Origin of the sequence: Gracilibacillus timonensis (genome assembly GCF_900086715.1) — a bacterium.
GTDB classification, from domain to species: Bacteria; Bacillota; Bacilli; order Bacillales; family Amphibacillaceae; genus Gracilibacillus; species Gracilibacillus timonensis.
In genome coordinates, this window is the sequence record NZ_FLKH01000009.1 from 324,953 (window position 1) to 341,032 (window position 16,080).

Here is a 16,080-nt window from a genome sequence, read left to right on the forward strand (position 1 = left end):
TCATCATAGAATTCTTCCTTCATATCATCGTAAATCTGCTCTTTAAAATCGTCATAGAAATCATAAAAAAGCTAGGTCTTTAGGAAGACCTAGCTATGATTCATTATAGATTGGTTGATACCTCTGCATTCTCGCGTAGTTCGCTGATAAGTCCTTGAACTACTTCTGCTCTCTTTTGATTAATAACTTGTTGTTCTAAGTTCGGTTGTGCTTCTTCAAAAGAAGGAATACTTTGTTCCTCCCCCGATTCACTCTGTTGACCTTGCTGCTCTTGTTGGGCAACCAATTGGTCGTATAGTTCTTGCATTTCTTCTTCACTTGCTTCTAAATCTCCAGATTCATTGTTGATCAAAGTGTCTAATTGGACTTGTGATTCTACCTGCTGCATAAATTCTTCTTCACCTGTTCCTTGTTCTTCTAATGCAGCGATCAAATCTTCCCTTGATTCAAAGTTATTTTGTTCGATCAAACCGTCTATCGTCGAGTTTACTTCATCTTCTGAGGCTTCTATACCTTCATTGTTCGCTTCTTGAACCAACAATTCTTGTCCAATTAAGCTTTCCGCTACTTGCTGTTTTAGTTGATCTTGATCCAGTTCTTCACCGGTCATTTGCATTTGCATGGCCATTTGTTGAAATTGAGACGTATAGGCTGTTTCGAACTCATCCTTGGAAATCTCCTCGCCATTGACTTCCGCTACAGTATCTGGAACACCCTCTAAGTCTGGCTCAGGCATTTCAGGCATTTCGCCACCGCCTTCTGCGCCACCTTCTGCTTGCTCCTCTGTATTTGAATCGCCCGCTTCCTCACTATTATCATCTGATGCGCCATCATCATCGTTACTACAAGCAGCTAATATCGTAAACATGAATAGAAACGCAATACTCCATATGGTTTTTTTATTCATCTAGATTCATTCCTTTCTCTTGTTATTTCTTTGGCGAGTGTAGCACAGTTTGTCCCAAAAATAAAACCGAAATCATTGGCAAAATACCTTTGTAAACACTTTGTAACCTTTTAAAAGCTTATATGATAGGGTTTTATACTGTTTTTACAAGGAGAAAGCTAAAAAGTGTAAAATTTATGGAAAGCAGAAAACAGAATAATGGAAGATGCTAAGTCCCTTCCTATCATCTTTTTAAAACTAAATAAGTTGAATGAAATAATGCCTCATGGATCAAACGAGAGATACTATCGGGAAATAAAACGAGCACAGACGTGCTTGTCACACATTTTTGTTACATTTATAAGTTCAACTTATATAGAAATTATCATCCAAATTTACGCTAAGTTAATTATATTTTGTGCATTAATTAGTTTTTTATACCTAATAAAAAAGAATCAAAAAATGATAGTTAACTATTGAAAAATATGATATGATTATTTTTGTTATTTTTTTCATATAAAAAGGAGCATTTAATATGAAGAAACTGTCTAAAAATAAGTATAAAATACCTGCTATTATGCTCGCGCTGCTCATTATCCCAAGTACAATTGTAGGTTATTTCTCGTACCAGCAAACAGAAGTGCTGGAAAAAGCCATTATAGAAAAGGATGATATTGTAGAGACATTACCCAAATATCAGGATGTATTTAATACATACGAACAAAAGTTAACCGAATTATCCGAATTAGAGGAAATGGATTATCAACAGGTGGACTTAAGTGATCAACCGACAAATACGTATCCTAATATGCCAGAAGTGAATGATCCGCTATTAACAAGCTATTATGAGGAGACACTGTCAGACCAGATGCATTCGGATGATTATATGATTAATTTATATATTGGTACAACGGAAGGTGCTTTGTATTTAAGTAATATTACCGAAGAATTGAGGATGTCTGATTATAATGCAACAGAAGCAGATTGGTATCGACAAGCAATAGAATCACCGGAAACGGTCATATGGTCAAAGCCATATATAGATAACTTGACAGGCAATCCGGTTGTTACTTTTGCTAAAACGATCTATGATGAAAACAATCAAGTGGTTGGCGTGCTTGCCTCTGATTTTGATATGCATGCATTAGCGATGCAAATGCGTCAAGATATTTTACAGACGACTGTCATAACTCTGATACTCTCTACAGTGATTGGACTGGCGATCATTATCTTGTTTGTCCGTGTCATGAATTATAATATTAAGGCAATGATAGAAGAATTAGATCGTTTGTCTAGTGGGGATTTGTCGGGTGAAAAAGTAAAGGTGAAAGGTAAAGATGAATTTGCTGATTTAGCTGATTCCTTGAATAAGATGAAGGATAACCTATATGTAATGATTAACCAAGTAATGATTGCCACCGGTCAAGTGATGCAGCAGGGAACTATACTAAGTCAAGCCTCTGATCAAGTCAAACAAGGCAGTGAACAGATTGCGGCAACGATGGAAGAATTGGCGTCTGGTACAGAGTCTCAAGCTAGTCATGCAAGTGATTTGGCGACATCTGTGGATCAATATAATCTGAAGGTGAAAACTGCTGCGAAAAGTGGCACAAATGTAAGTAGCCAAGCTCAAGAGATGAAGGAATTAAGTGAACAAGGCAGACAAGAACTACAAGTGACGATCGATCAAATGAAAATAATTTATCAAACGGTACATGATTCCTATCAACGAGTTTCTGGGCTGGACAGGCGGACAGAAGAAATCGATAAGATTGTGGTCGTGATTAAAGAGATTGCCGAGCAGACTAATCTATTAGCATTAAATGCGGCGATTGAAGCAGCACGCGCTGGGGAAGCTGGTAATGGCTTTGCCGTAGTAGCGGATGAAGTAAGGAAATTAGCGGAACAGGTGACAGATTCGGTAACAGATATTACAGGACTAGTCGGTAATATTCAAACGGAATCAAATGAAGTGGCCTCCTCTTTAGAAAATGGGTTTAAAGAAGTGGAGAAAGGAACAGAGCAAATAGGAACTACTGGAGAAAGCTTTCAACAGATAAATACCTCGATTTCAGGGATGGTCAATCATGTTGAATTGATGGTACATGAACTGGAATTGGTACAAGAGAATAGTCAAAACATGAAAAAATCAGTTGATGAAATCGCGGCAGTAAGTGAAGAATCGGCAGCGGCTGTACAAGAAACGGCTGCCTCCGCCGAACAAGCTAATCAATCGATGGACGAAGTGTCCAAGAGTGCAGTAGAATTAGATAAATCAGCTGAGAATTTGGAAAAAGAAATCAGTAAGTTTAAGATTATTTAATGAATAAAGAAAACGGCGGTGTGAACTTTGTCGTTTTCTTTTTATAAGAGAAACTCAGCAACAATGACTGTATGAACATCTAGGATTTAGAAATAGAAAGACAAATATGTTAAAATGTTTACGAAATATAGCGTGTGAACTCATAAATATCAGAGGTTTGGTCACTTTCACAAAAATTTCATGCTTTATTGTCATTAAATTAAATGACAAATAAACAAAAACATTGCTATACTGTAGATGAATATAGCTTGATTGGAGAGATGAAAATGCAAGAAATACATACAACAGAATTAGCCGAGAAATTATCTAATGATGAAACGTTGGCGGTTATTGATGTCAGAGAAGATGACGAGGTTGCAAGAGGCATGATTCCCAATGCCAAGCACATTAAGCTGGGTGAGCTTCCAGAGCATTTAACGGAGCTGGATGACCAGACAGACTATTACATTATCTGCCGTTCTGGCGGCAGAAGCTCGAGAGCGGCTCAATATTTATTGGCCAAAGGATATCAGGCTATCAATGTTGATGGCGGTATGCTTGCCTGGAATGGTGAAACCGTTGTGCCGAGCTAAACAAAAAACAGACAACTTGGTGATGTTGTCTGTTTTTTTTATGGGTTAAGAATAAAACTCATCTATGAGGATAATTATTTTCAAAGCGGGTCGTCCAGCAACAAGCTCGGGCTTTCCTCCGTTGTACGATAACTCAACATCGGCGCCTACACTTACTCTGCCCAGTTCATACATTTCTGAACGAGCATTTTGTGCTTTTGTTCTTAGGAGTGTATAAAGTCGCCATTACAATTTGGTGTTATTGTGCAATGGTAGATCTGATGACGACCAAAACAAGTGGAAAACTTGAAAAAATGGTCGTCATCCCCAAGGAAGATGGGAGTACATTTATTAAAATGCTCCTTTAAATTATACTAGTTCATCAAGCAGTTCTTCTAGTTTCATTCCTCTCGAAGCCTTTAAGAGTACAACCGTTTGTGGATGCAAGAGAGGGGTAACAGCCGCAACTAGTGTTTCTTTATCCATAAATGATGTGACTTGTATTGAGGATTTTGTTTCTTTAATTCCTTTGGCAATCTCCTTACCCAGTTCCCCGTAAGTATATACATAGTGAATTCCTTGTTCCGCAATGAAATGTCCGATTTCTTGGTGAAGCTCCTTCTCGGCTACACCTAACTCCAACATGTCTCCAAGAATGAGAATCTTACTGGTATATCCTTTTAAGGAATCAATGAGTGAGATAGCTGCCCGCATCGAGGTGGGGCTGGCGTTATAGGCATCGTTGACAATAAGTGACTGTTTTTTACCCTGAATTGTCTCCATTCGCATAGCCGTTAGCTGTAAATTGGTTAATTGCTGCTTTATCTCGTTTTCATGAACGCCAAGATGGATCGCAGCCAAGATAGCAGCCATCGCATTTTTTACATTATGAATCCCAAGAACAGGAAGGTAAAGGGTGCTATCTGGAAATTGATTAACGATAAACTCTGTTCCATCACCCTTTAGTTCAATCGAGAGCGGGTAGATGTCGGATGTCTTCGATTTACCAAAGGATTTACAAATAAAAGGGGTTTGATCCTCTGTCAACTTTTGTTGCAATAAAGGTTCATCCCCGTCATAGATAAAAAGTCCTTCTTGACTAAGGTTCGAGGTGATTTCAAATTTCGCCTCTGCTATTCGCTCTCGTGATCCCAATATTTCCATATGTGACTCACCAATATTGGTAATAATCGATATATTCGGACAAGCAATATCTACTAATTTAGCAATTTGCCCAATATCACTCATTCCCATTTCTAACACCATAATCTCCGTATCCTCGTCTAAAGTAAATAGCGAGAGTGGGAGTCCTTGCTGGCTGTTATAATTTCCTTGCGATTTCTGTACTTTAAAATGTCCGCTTAATACTTGAGCGACCATGTCTTTAGTAGAGGTCTTGCCATTGCTTCCTGTGATTCCAATGACCTTGACGCCGGTTTCTATGCGATAGTTTTTTGCCAAGTCCTGCATGGCTTGTAAGCTGTCATCCACAAATAATAAAGGGACATCTTTTGGTGGATTAGGAACATCCTTTTGCCAAAAAGCAGCAGCTGCACCATTTTCATAGGCCTGTTCAACAAATTGATGTCCATCGACGTTTGCCCCGGTGAAAGGGATAAAAAGCTGTCCCTCCTCAATCGAACGAGTATCAATCGATACCCCGGTCATTGTTCTGTTGCTGTACTGATTGGAGGAAAGCTCAGCGTTTGCCATCACAGCTATTTGTGATAAGGTTCTATTAATCATTTGGTACGCTCCTATTCATCCATAGTATATCGAATATTCATTTTCTCTTGATGTTTTTCCAAGGCCAATTCTACTAATCTATTAATGAGTGCAGGATAATCTAAACCGCTATGTTTCCATAATAACGGGAACATGCTGAATGGGGTGAACCCTGGCATGGTATTGACTTCATTAACCAGTACTTCACCATCTTTCGTTAAAAAGAAATCCATTCTGGCTAACCCAGAACAATCTAAGGAACGATAGGCATGCTTTGCCATTTGCTGCATTTGATCATAGGTTTCTTCTGGGATATCTGCTGGAATAATCAAACCAGTATTACCATCCTCATATTTGGATTGGTAGTCATAAAATTCTGTACTGGCAACAATTTCTCCTGCTACGGAACAGGCTAGATCATCATTTCCAATAACACCCATTTCAATTTCGCGTGCATCGACCCCTTGTTCAACAATGATTTTCCGGTCATATTGGAAGGCTTCACGTACCGCTTCATCCAATGTCTCACGATTGTTGCATTTACTAATACCTACACTTGAACCCAGGTTGGCAGGTTTAACAAAACAAGGATAGTTTAGCTCTGATTCTATTTGTTGCACAAGAGTATCTTGATTTTCTTCCCATTCTTTGTGGAGGAACCCTATATATCGAACTTGCGGTAATCCTGCTTGAGCAAAAATGGCCTTCATCGTGATTTTGTCCATTCCAGTAGAAGAAGCTAACACGCCATTTCCAACATAAGGTAGATCAAGCAGTTCCAACAGACCTTGCACGGTACCATCTTCACCGTTTGGACCATGTAATAATGGGAAAACGACTTGATTTGTTTCGGTTTCTTCTAGTTTATTTAAAGTAAGTGGAGAAACAGCCGTTTGATCGGTCGTTTCAATAAGGTGTTGAATATCTGTTACCTTCCCATCTATAGCAGGAACTTTATTCCAACCACCCTTTTCATCGATGAAAAGGGGCTGGATGTTGTAACGATCCTTATCAACGGCGTTCATAACTGCTTTTGCCGTTTGTAAGGATACTTGATGTTCCGCTGATTTACCACCAAATAATAGGTGCAATTTTGTCTTCATGATAACCTATACCTCCAACATAATTAACTTTTTCTGCTATCCATTTACAATGGGTAATACCTTTATAATGTTTATGTCACATCCTTAAGTATACATCTTGTTTGGGGGAATTCACAATAAGAAGTTATATCCTTTTTGACAGGATAAAAAAACTCCCTACAAAACTGAACTGCATATTATGGAACATGCAGTCCAGCAGGGGAGAGGATTTTTAACTTATTATTTGTTTAAGCACAGATAGGGTTCTCTGTAGTTGGGGAGAGGGTCGTAACAACTTTGCCTCGACCCCTTCGACAGGTATTTCATTTGTTATTCATGAAAGTGGAAATGGGTTAGCAATAGAAAGAAGCCCCTACAATAATTAACAAAATGAAAAGCACAACGATTAAAGCAAATCCACCGCCGTAACCGCCAGTCTGACATTCATTGCCATAACCACTGCCATAGCCACCACATGGGTTGTAACAGCCACCGTAATAACTCATACTGATCAAACCTCCTTGTGTTTTATCACTATATAATGTATGTTTGTTCCGGTTGAAGGTTAAGGCAAATAACCATTTTTTTATAAAATGGGCGAATGCCATAGGAAATGTATTACTTCATTTTACTCTCTTATCACATATCGACTTGACAAAAGCAAGTCAAATCATGCTGAAATCCTCCGGTCCTTCATTACTCACCAAAAACAGATCCTGAATTGTTGATTCTTTCAAAATCAATCTAAATCCTATAATATCAAGAATTATCTGTTTTTTTGCCCTAGAAAAAAGACTTACACCAGGTAAGCCTTTTTAAAGCTTTAAAAAGCATGAACATTCTAAATAAAGAGAACAGGGAACGTTTTCGCTACCTACTTTGTAATACCGAGTTGTTTTAAACCATTATAAATACCTGAGTCTTCAACTGAGGTTGTTTGTCGGTTAGCAAAGGGTTGTAATTCCTTATCGGCATTCCCCATGGCAAAACCTTCTCCAACAAAAGCAAGCATATCCTTGTCATTCATCCCATCCCCAAAGGCAATCGCTGTTTCAGACGGTAAATTTAAATGGGCCAGCACTTTTTTGACGGCTTCTCCTTTATTGACACTTTCCCGGATAACGTCATAGCCGTTTTGAATTGCTGCCACATTAATTTTGGAAAAATAGATGTCATGACCTGCAAGCTGATACTTATGAAGCTCTTCTGGTCTTAGGTTCACAATGGTTATACCAAGAATTTCTTCTCGGAAGCTTTTGTGATAGCTCTTATAATTATAGAGCCCGAAATAGTCGATAAACTCTTTCATATAGGGTTTTGTATCATTGGTTAGCAGGTTCAACTGGCTGGTGTAGAAAACTAACTCATCATCGTTTTCTTGGGCCACTTGTAGATAGAAATCAATAACCTCAGGTGAAATAGGTTCATCTACTACTGTAAAACCCTCATAGATAGCCAGTGCCCCATTATAGCCTACAAAAGAATGAACGTTTAATTCCTTTGCGATATCCTGAATTTCATGAATCGGTCTTCCCGTTGCAAGAAAGACCTCAACCCCATTAGCTTGTGCCTGTTTTATAGCCTCTTTAGTAGATGGCTGGATGGTATGATCACTGCGTAGTGTGGTACCATCAATATCTAAAAACAGTGTTTGATACTTTTCCATGTTGATTTGTCTCCTTTTCCACACCTAAAACGTCAGGTTATCTAATTCTTTTCCACTTGTTTCTTCATATCCTTTCATGTATTTAATCCGGCGTTGGGCAGCGGTTTGATTCACTTGCTCATCGGCATGATAAGAAGAACGTACAAGTGGTCCAGCTTCACAATGTGTAAACCCTTTGGATAAGGCGATTTGTTTGAGCTCTTGAAACTCATCAGGATGATAATAACGTTCTACTTTCAAATGTTTTTTTGTTGGTTGCAAGTATTGGCCGATGGTCATAATATCAACATTGTTAGCCCTAAGGTCATCCATTGCTTCGATGATTTCTTCCTTCGTTTCTCCAAGTCCAACCATAATACTGGATTTGGTTGGCGTATTAGGGGCAATCTCTTTGACTCGTCTCAATAGTTCAAGAGAGCGGTCATACATGGCAATCGCCCGAACTTTTTTGGTTAATCTTCTGACGGTCTCAATATTATGATTGAAGATATCTGGCTCACTGTCCATTAAGGTATGTAAGCTTTCGTAATCTCCTTTCATATCAGAAGGGAGGATTTCGATGGTACAGCTGGGCACATTTTTATGGATTTGACGTACTGTTTCCGCAAACACAGCCGCTCCGCCATCTTTTAAGTCATCACGAGCAACGGCGGTTACAACCACATGCTTTAGCCCCATAATTTCAACGGACTCCGCCACACGTTTTGGCTCGCCCCAATCTAACTCATTCGGAAGACCTGTCTTCACGGCACAAAAACGACAACCTCTCGTGCAGGTGTCTCCTAAAATCATAAAGGTAGCGGTCTGTCGCTCACTCCAGCATTCGTGAATATTAGGGCATTTAGCCTCTTCACAAACCGTATTTAGTCGTTTGTCACGCATAAGGTGTTTTAATCGATTATAGGATTTGTTGGTATTGATTTTGATTTTTAACCATTCCGGTTTACGTAGGTGTTCTTCTTGTTTTGCCATCTGATCATCGACTCCTATCTAGAAAGATTCCATTCATCTTTTAAATATTTGTTTTTCATTAACGCATGGATTTCTTGCTCTTGTTCCGTGGATAAGTGAAAGGCTTCCAATTGAATGTCCAATCCTTGTTCAAAACCTTCTTTAAACGCTTGTTTAGCTTCCTGTAGACTGACTGCTCTTTCGGCAGCTTTGTCGATAGAGATTGCCTTATCATTAAAGGCATTACGTGCTCGTTGTTTTACTCGCTCATTCCGGTAGACGAAGAGATCATACAATCGATCATTATCGACAGACAAAGGGATGGAACCGTGTTGAAGGATGACCCCTTGTTTTCTGGTTTGGGCACTTCCGGCGGCTTTCTTTTGATCCACTACAAGCTCATACCAAGAAGGTTCTTCAAAACAAACAGCAGATTGCGTAGTGCTTCGTTGATTATCAGGTATAGCAAACTCGGCTTGAATCCCCAAATTTTGAAACCCAGCAAGCAGCCCTCTGGATAAGATCAAGTAAGCTTCTTTAACCGATTTTGGCATCTTGGGGTGCTGCTCTGATACAATCACGCTATAGGTTAGTTCCTGATCGTGCAGGACTGCACGTCCACCAGTTAACCTTCTAACTACCGGAATACCATTTCTTTTGGCGGCATCTAAATCTATTTTATTTTTCGTTTTTTGGAAATAACCAATGGAAAGTCCAGCAGGTAACCATTCATAAAAACGAAGAACTGGGGGGATTTTCCCCTCACTGTGCCACTGGAGCAAGCATTCATCCACTGCCATGTTATAAGCTGGTGTTTGTTTACTACTATCTAAAAAGAACCAAGTTTCTTTCATAACATTATGCGTTTCTCCACTGAAGAGAAGCGAACCTCCTTTAACTGTACTAATTGTTTATATTACTACTTATGGTACAGCTTGCCTTATATTATGTCAAAGAATTAATGTGAAGGAAAGGCTTGCAACTTGTGATATAGTAGAAAGTGTTACTGACTAATTGAGGAGACATACATAAATGAGTGGATTTAACGAACAATTTCTTATTTCGATTACGATTGTGATGATCGGTTATGTATTAAAAAGAGTTCAGCTTGTAAAGGAAAAGGATGGGGAAGGCATTGCTAGGGTTATTTTCAATCTAACGTTACCATGCTTGATTATCGTAACGTTCAACGATGTGACATTCGCACCCTCTTTATTTTATTTAGTTGTTATTGCCTTTGTTTACGGTTTGATATGCGCAGGATTAGCTCTTTTTGTGTTTCGTAAACATTCTCGGGAGGTGAAAGGAACCTTTGGAATGATGGTACCAGGCTTAAATATTGGTCTGTTTGCGTATCCATTAGTGGAAGGCCTCTTTGGATTGGAAGGCCTCAAATATTTTGGCATGCTAGATGTTGGGAATGCTTTCATTGTTTTTGGATTAACTTATATTATTGCAGGGTATTTTGCCAGTGGATCAGGTACATTGGAAATGCGCTCGATTGCCGTGAAATTATCGAAGTCTGTGCCATTAATGACGTATTTCCTTGTATGCCTCATTAATTTATTTGGCTTATCCTTACCATCGACGTTCATTGATATTACAAACGTTATCTCTGTAGCGAATATGCCGCTTTCCTTATTATTATTGGGGTTGTATTTGAACTTCTCCTTTGCTAAAGGTTATGGAAAAATGTTAGTTGCTTTCCTAGCCACCAAGTATGGATTAGGATTGATAATGGGAACGGCATGTTACCTTCTGCTGCCAGTGGACGAAATGTTTAAATTTACTTTACTAATTGGTTTTATTTTGCCAACTCCAGCTTCTGTATTACCGTATTCCATTATGTTCGGCTATAATCAGCGGCTGGTGGGAACTGCTTCAAACTTAACCATGATCGTGAGCTTTGTATTAATTTGGGTCATCGTTAATGTGGTTATGTGAAACACCTGTTAACAGTTTAAGCTATCTCCACCATAAAGGCAGGGAAATTTACGAGTACTTAATGATGTGGAAAAGCGTTTTAAAAAGGGAGTGATAGTGTGTTTGACTTAAGTATGTGGGAATGGATCGTGGTTATTTTTGCAGGATTGCTTATTGGCTTTTCTAAGGCAGGAGTAGCAAGCATGGGGATTTTAGTAGTCACCATTTTTATGTTGCTTTTTCCAGCGAGAGAATCAATCGGTATTTTACTTCCGTTATTAATGGTTGGAGATTTATTTGCTGTAATCTTTTATCGAAGAAATGTAGTTTGGCGCTACTTATTATCCTTGCTTCCTTGGGTATTACTCGGTATTTTACTTGGTTATTTGGTATTAAATGTGGTGACAAGTGAACAGTTAAAGCCGATGATTGGAATACTAGTGCTTGGATTAATTATTTTACATATGGGTCAGAAAAAATGGGGAGAGCGTTTTGTTGAAATGCTGCCGGAATCCAAAATCTTCACTTACAGTATGGGTATATTAGCTGGTTTTACCACGATGATCGGCAATGCAGCTGGGGGAGTAATGACCATTTATTTACTAGTGAAAGGTCTGCCAAAAAAAGAATTTGTTGGTACCGGGGCATGGTTTTTCTTATCGGTTAATATTATAAAATTTCCTTTTTATATGTCACTTGGCATTATTACAACGGAATCACTAAGCTTTAATGCTCTATTAATTCCCGTTATCTTGATTGGTGCGCTAATAGGTGTGAAAATAATTCAAATCATGCCTCAAAAGGTATTTCAGACATTGGTGTTGTTGTTTGCAGCTATTGGGGCGATTCGGTTATTGTTTGGATGAGGCACTTTCATATGCAAAACGAATGTATTTGATAGAAATCGGCAGAGGCAGGTTTATGTTGCTTCTGCCGATTTCATTTCTTTCATAAATACTTCGGTTATGCACTTCACTGAAGAAGCGTTTATTTAATTCTCTCTCAGTGCCTGCTGAATATCTTCTTTCAAATCTTCCACATGCTCAATACCAACGGAAAAACGAAGTAATTTGTTACAAATCCCACGTTTTTGTAATTCTTCTTGCGGAATATCGGCATGTGTTTGTGTCGTAGGATAAGTAATAAAGCTTTCTACACCACCCAAACTTTCTGCAAAAGAGATAATCTTTAGTTTTTCTAAAAATGAAGCAACCAGCTTATTATCAACTACACGAAAACTAATCATAGCACCTTTTCCTGGATAAAGGACTTCTTCAACTTGTGGTTCTTTGTTTAAAAATGTCACCAGTTCTTGTGCGTTAGCTTGTTGTTGCTCTAGGCGCAGCGGCAATGTCTTCATGCCTCGGATCAACAGCATACAGTCTAAAGGTGACAGTACAGCACCAATGGCATTATGTAAATAGGTAAGTCGCTCTGCTAAGGACTCCTCTTTGACAGCAACGAGTCCTGCTAAGACATCATTGTGTCCACCCAGATATTTAGACGCAGAGTGAATAACAATATCGGCACCCAACAATAGTGGCTGTTGAAGGTAAGGGGTATAGAAGGTATTATCTACAATAAAAAGCAGATGATGTTTTTGGGCAATAGCAGCCACTTCTTCTATATCAATTTCCATCAATAACGGATTGGTAGGTGTTTCAATGAATAGTGCCTTGGTGTGACTGGTGATTTTTTGTTCTATATCATTGGGATCGGTATAGACTGGCTTTATCTCATATGCCTTTTGTAAATGCTCAAACAAACGATAACTGCCACCATAGATGTCTTCTGTAACGATAATTTCATCCTGCTGTTTGAATAACGAAAAAATCAATTGAATAGCTGCCATTCCAGAGGCACAGGCAAATCCCCTTACGCCACCTTCCAGCGTGGCAATCGCTTCTTCAACGATTTCCCTGGTAGGATTAGCAGTTCGGGTATAGTCATATCCCGTTGATTGACCAAGGGTTGGGTGTTGATAAGCTGTCGATAGGTATATTGGAGGTTCTACCGCTCCTGTTCGTACGTCCTTGCGATTGCCGATTTGAGCAAGCAATGTTTTCATTCTGTTCATTGGTTTTCATCCTTTCGCTGTAAAAATCAAAAAGAAGTCTTCGATAAGCAGAAGACTTCTTGTGTACTAAGATAGTATTCTCTCATCTGTCGGTAGTTAGCCGCCTGGAATTAGCACCATACATCTTTATGCTGGTTGCTGAGGTGTCATCGGGCCAGTCCCTCTACCTCTCTTGATAAGATTATTATTTATAGGATTTTCATACACGCATCATATCCTATAATGAGGAAGATTACAAGCCTATTTTATAAAATTTTTTGGTTATCCTATTGACAGAAGACGTAGAATCCTTTATATTTAGGATCAACTAATAACAGGAAATAAATGAAAACCTATATTGTTTTTCTTATCCAGAGGGGAGAAGGGAACTGGCCCATTGAATCCCCAGCAACAGGCTTTATGTACTGTGCTAAATCCAGCAAGTAATTGGCAGATAAGAGGTGTACTTCCTACTTAACTGAAGCCAAGTAGGATTTTTTCATTATGAGGTAAAACAAGCAAACGTGTGGGAGTAATGAATAGAAATGGTAGTAAAGAGATTACTACTTCATTTTTTGATCATTAATCCAAGTTTTCTTATCGGTATAAATGAATTAAAGAAATTGATGGACTGAAGGTTGGGATAAGATGTTAACGATCATAGCAATTGTAGCGGCTTGTTTATTTGCTTTTAATATCGGTGCAAGTGGTTCTGCTGCTAGCATGGGGATTGTCTATGGGGCAAAAGTAATTACCAAACGACAACTTGCCCTTCTGTTAGCTGGGATAGGGGCAGTAGTTGGTAGTGTATTCGGAGGACAGTACGTGACAGGTACTCTCGGTAAAGGTATTATCCCTGAAGATATCATGACAGTGAAAGTCGCTTGTATCATTTTATTAGTATCAGGTTTCACCTTGCTGGTTACCAATTACATCGGAATTCCCTTATCAACAAGTGAAGTAACAGTGGGTGCCATTGTCGGAGTTGGCTTAAGTTTTAGACAGGTAAATGTGGACACGATTGCCATGATTGTGTCTTTCTGGGTGATTGTCCCAGTAGCGGCTTTCCTTATTCCTTACTTTCTAGAAAAGGTCAAGCGCGTCTTGTCTAAAAAGATGAATTACCGGCCACCGGTAAAACTATTAGCCGTCATATTACTTATTACCGGGATCGTGGAGGCTATTGCAGCAGGGATGAATAACGTGGCCAACGCTTTAGCGCCATTAGTGGGATCAAATATTGTGTCGATGGAAGCTGGATTGCCGCTTATTGCGATTGTAGTGGCCTTAGGCAGTATCTTTTTTGGTGGGAAGGTTTTAGAAACCAACGCCAAAAAGATTACCTCGTTGACTTTGGGGAATGGAATTGTCATCTCAGGTGCTACAGGAAGCCTTGTGGTGGGGGCTTCGTTTTTAGGTATTCCTATACCAATGACTCAAATAACTACTGCTGCGATTGTAGGTATTCAGGCAAGTAAAGATAAGAAGAAGGTTTGGAAGCAAAAGATCATTCATCAGATTGCAAAGGTATGGATTACCTCGCCGATTGTATCTTTAGTCATTGCCTTTGCTCTAACGGAAATATTGGTGCAATATAGTTATAATCAGGTTATTATCCTCACCTTAGCCATTTTTGCAACGTATATTTTAGTAAGATATAGAGAAAGACCGACAAAAGTGATAAGAGAGAAAGGATGGGAACAACATGGGGAAAGTCTACTTAGTGGGAGCAGGACCAGGAGATGAGGAATTAATAACCATAAAGGGATTGAGAGCTATTAAAGAGGCGGATGTCATCTTATATGATCGCTTAATTAATCCTAATCTTTTACAACATGCCAAAGTGGAGACAGATCTCATTTTTTGCGGAAAAGAACCTAATAAGCATGGCTTGATTCAAGATCGAATCAATGAACATTTGCTATTCCACGCTAAGCTGGGTAAGGTTGTCACTCGATTAAAAGGTGGGGATCCTTTTATTTTTGGCAGAGGTGGAGAAGAGGCCGTTGTACTTGAGGAAAACCAGGTTGATTATGAGGTAGTACCGGGGATCACATCCGGTATCAGTGCTGCTGCCTATGCGGGGATCCCATTGACTCATCGGCATGTAAGTGGTTCCGTTAGTTTTATCAATGGTGCTAACCCTGATGAAAGATCGAATGAAGAATGGGTGCATCTCGCTAATGGTGCAGATACGCTATGCTTTTATATGGGGATCAAGACATTTCCAGTGATATGCGAGAAGCTACTGCAAGCAGGACTAAATCCAGCTGTTCCTGTTGCTATTATCCATTGGGGAACCTTCTCTCATCAAAAAACGATCAAAGGTGATTTGGCTTCTATAACGGAGAGGTTGAATGAGGTAAGTAATCCGTCTATGGTTGTAATTGGAGAGGTTGTCCAATTGAGTGAACAATTGAAATGGTTTGAGCGTATGCAAACTCAACAAGCAGAAATCCAGGTTTAACGATAGGTTATCGTATCTGTCATTAGGTTAGAAGATTCGAGGTCATCCTCTTATCGAAAAAATGACTAGTGGTCTAAGTTTGCCACTAGTCATTTTTTAATGCATCCGATATGTGCTTCTGATCATTGTCCCAGTCCCATTGCGGATTAATTCGGTCGATAAATTTCTGCAGCTGCTGTTCGGTTAGGTCTCTTTTACCGTTGGAATTATTGAGATAGGATTTTAATTCCCAATCGCCACCCTTTTTATTAGTAAAAGTTCGCCATTTAACGGTAAAGATGTAATCATTTCCATTAATATCGGCATGAACAAGTAAAATATCATTGTGTAAAATAAAATTGCTTAGCTTCATGATGTACACCCCCTATTCTTATCATACCATAATGAAGAAAGACTAAGAAGTTTATTTGGTATCTGGCTTTGTCATTACTAAGAGATATTGAAGATGTT

The 16,080-nt window shown here is 39.0% G+C and carries 15 protein-coding genes and 2 riboswitches; of the genes, 6 read left to right on the top strand and 9 right to left on the bottom strand.

The features are described 5' to 3' along the window. Positions 1–103 precede the first annotated feature (103 nt). Entirely contained in the window at positions 104–907 is an 804-nt protein-coding gene (locus BN6556_RS03755) for a SurA N-terminal domain-containing protein (protein ID WP_066187302.1), read from the bottom strand. Positions 908–1,421: 514 nt separating this feature from the next. Here BN6556_RS03755 and BN6556_RS03760 point away from each other — a divergent pair. Both BN6556_RS03760 and BN6556_RS03765 read left to right on the top strand, forming a co-directional pair. Further along, the gene (locus tag BN6556_RS03760; protein ID WP_066187303.1) at positions 1,422–3,209 is read left to right on the top strand and encodes a methyl-accepting chemotaxis protein; all 1,788 of its coding nucleotides are present in this window, start codon (positions 1,422–1,424) and stop codon (positions 3,207–3,209) included. Positions 3,210–3,475: 266 nt separating this feature from the next. Continuing rightward, complete coding sequence (locus BN6556_RS03765) at positions 3,476–3,781, top strand: rhodanese-like domain-containing protein (protein WP_066187304.1); 306 nt, start codon at positions 3,476–3,478, stop codon at positions 3,779–3,781. A gap of 348 nt (positions 3,782–4,129) precedes the next feature. On the opposite strand, the gene BN6556_RS03770 is transcribed toward BN6556_RS03765, so the two are convergent. The 6 genes from BN6556_RS03770 to BN6556_RS03790 form a co-directional block, all read right to left on the bottom strand. Then, a complete protein-coding gene (locus BN6556_RS03770) occupies positions 4,130–5,506 on the bottom strand; it encodes a UDP-N-acetylmuramoyl-tripeptide--D-alanyl-D-alanine ligase (protein ID WP_066187306.1) in 1,377 nt (458 codons plus the stop codon). A gap of 11 nt (positions 5,507–5,517) precedes the next feature. Then, positions 5,518–6,588, bottom strand: a complete 1,071-nt coding sequence (locus BN6556_RS03775) for a D-alanine--D-alanine ligase (RefSeq protein ID WP_066187308.1) — start codon at positions 6,586–6,588, stop codon at positions 5,518–5,520. A gap of 332 nt (positions 6,589–6,920) precedes the next feature. Further along, positions 6,921–7,073, bottom strand: a complete 153-nt coding sequence (locus tag BN6556_RS21485) for a YjcZ family sporulation protein (RefSeq protein ID WP_078059915.1) — start codon at positions 7,071–7,073, stop codon at positions 6,921–6,923. Between the two features lie 368 nt (positions 7,074–7,441). Continuing rightward, on the bottom strand, positions 7,442–8,233 hold the full coding sequence (locus BN6556_RS03780) for a Cof-type HAD-IIB family hydrolase (RefSeq protein WP_066187310.1): 792 nt from the start codon (positions 8,231–8,233) through the stop codon (positions 7,442–7,444). Between the two features lie 24 nt (positions 8,234–8,257). Further along, positions 8,258–9,205, bottom strand: a complete 948-nt coding sequence (lipA, locus tag BN6556_RS03785) for a lipoyl synthase (RefSeq protein WP_066187312.1) — start codon at positions 9,203–9,205, stop codon at positions 8,258–8,260. 14 nt (positions 9,206–9,219) lie between these two features. Beyond that, positions 9,220–10,038, bottom strand: a complete 819-nt coding sequence (locus BN6556_RS03790; protein WP_066187315.1) for a lipoate--protein ligase family protein — start codon at positions 10,036–10,038, stop codon at positions 9,220–9,222. Positions 10,039–10,216: 178 nt separating this feature from the next. Between BN6556_RS03790 and BN6556_RS03795 the strand changes: the two genes are divergently transcribed. Continuing rightward, positions 10,217–11,128 carry an AEC family transporter gene (locus BN6556_RS03795; RefSeq protein WP_066187319.1) on the top strand — a complete coding sequence of 304 codons (912 nt, stop codon included), beginning with the start codon at positions 10,217–10,219 and terminating at the stop codon, positions 11,126–11,128. Between the two features lie 98 nt (positions 11,129–11,226). Next, positions 11,227–11,973, top strand: coding sequence for a sulfite exporter TauE/SafE family protein (locus BN6556_RS03800; protein ID WP_066187321.1), 747 nt, complete (start codon positions 11,227–11,229; stop codon positions 11,971–11,973). Positions 11,974–12,098: 125 nt separating this feature from the next. Here the strand turns inward: BN6556_RS03800 and BN6556_RS03805 are convergent, their stop codons facing one another. Next, positions 12,099–13,184 carry a methionine biosynthesis PLP-dependent protein gene (locus BN6556_RS03805; protein WP_066187324.1) on the bottom strand — a complete coding sequence of 362 codons (1,086 nt, stop codon included), beginning with the start codon at positions 13,182–13,184 and terminating at the stop codon, positions 12,099–12,101. A gap of 79 nt (positions 13,185–13,263) precedes the next feature. Continuing rightward, positions 13,264–13,366, bottom strand: a riboswitch (SAM riboswitch). Positions 13,367–13,527: 161 nt separating this feature from the next. Then, positions 13,528–13,624: riboswitch (SAM riboswitch) on the top strand. A gap of 187 nt (positions 13,625–13,811) precedes the next feature. Here BN6556_RS03805 and BN6556_RS03810 point away from each other — a divergent pair. Together BN6556_RS03810 and cobA are read left to right on the top strand one after the other, a co-directional pair. Then, positions 13,812–14,909 carry an inorganic phosphate transporter gene (locus BN6556_RS03810; protein WP_066187325.1) on the top strand — a complete coding sequence of 366 codons (1,098 nt, stop codon included), beginning with the start codon at positions 13,812–13,814 and terminating at the stop codon, positions 14,907–14,909. Beyond that, the gene (gene cobA / locus BN6556_RS03815) at positions 14,869–15,630 is read left to right on the top strand and encodes a uroporphyrinogen-III C-methyltransferase (RefSeq protein WP_066187327.1); all 762 of its coding nucleotides are present in this window, start codon (positions 14,869–14,871) and stop codon (positions 15,628–15,630) included. The genes BN6556_RS03810 and cobA overlap by 41 nt, the downstream gene beginning before the upstream one ends. A gap of 85 nt (positions 15,631–15,715) precedes the next feature. Here cobA and BN6556_RS03820 read toward each other — a convergent pair whose 3' ends face one another. Next, positions 15,716–15,982, bottom strand: coding sequence for a hypothetical protein (locus BN6556_RS03820; RefSeq protein WP_066187330.1), 267 nt, complete (start codon positions 15,980–15,982; stop codon positions 15,716–15,718). Positions 15,983–16,080: the final 98 nt, after the last annotated feature.

Coding starts and splice junctions, on each gene's coding strand:
- BN6556_RS03775 (WP_066187308.1), bottom strand. CDS start 6,588: ATGAAGACAAAATTGCACCTATTATTTGGTGGTAAATCAGCGGAACAT.
- BN6556_RS03810 (WP_066187325.1), top strand. CDS start 13,812: ATGTTAACGATCATAGCAATTGTAGCGGCTTGTTTATTTGCTTTTAAT.
- BN6556_RS21485 (WP_078059915.1), bottom strand. CDS start 7,073: ATGAGTTATTACGGTGGCTGTTACAACCCATGTGGTGGCTATGGCAGT.
- BN6556_RS03780 (WP_066187310.1), bottom strand. CDS start 8,233: ATGGAAAAGTATCAAACACTGTTTTTAGATATTGATGGTACCACACTA.
- BN6556_RS03790 (WP_066187315.1), bottom strand. CDS start 10,038: ATGAAAGAAACTTGGTTCTTTTTAGATAGTAGTAAACAAACACCAGCT.
- BN6556_RS03765 (WP_066187304.1), top strand. CDS start 3,476: ATGCAAGAAATACATACAACAGAATTAGCCGAGAAATTATCTAATGAT.
- BN6556_RS03795 (WP_066187319.1), top strand. CDS start 10,217: ATGAGTGGATTTAACGAACAATTTCTTATTTCGATTACGATTGTGATG.
- BN6556_RS03805 (WP_066187324.1), bottom strand. CDS start 13,184: ATGAACAGAATGAAAACATTGCTTGCTCAAATCGGCAATCGCAAGGAC.
- cobA (WP_066187327.1), top strand. CDS start 14,869: ATGGGGAAAGTCTACTTAGTGGGAGCAGGACCAGGAGATGAGGAATTA.
- BN6556_RS03770 (WP_066187306.1), bottom strand. CDS start 5,506: ATGATTAATAGAACCTTATCACAAATAGCTGTGATGGCAAACGCTGAG.
- BN6556_RS03820 (WP_066187330.1), bottom strand. CDS start 15,982: ATGAAGCTAAGCAATTTTATTTTACACAATGATATTTTACTTGTTCAT.
- BN6556_RS03760 (WP_066187303.1), top strand. CDS start 1,422: ATGAAGAAACTGTCTAAAAATAAGTATAAAATACCTGCTATTATGCTC.
- lipA (WP_066187312.1), bottom strand. CDS start 9,205: ATGGCAAAACAAGAAGAACACCTACGTAAACCGGAATGGTTAAAAATC.
- BN6556_RS03755 (WP_066187302.1), bottom strand. CDS start 907: ATGAATAAAAAAACCATATGGAGTATTGCGTTTCTATTCATGTTTACG.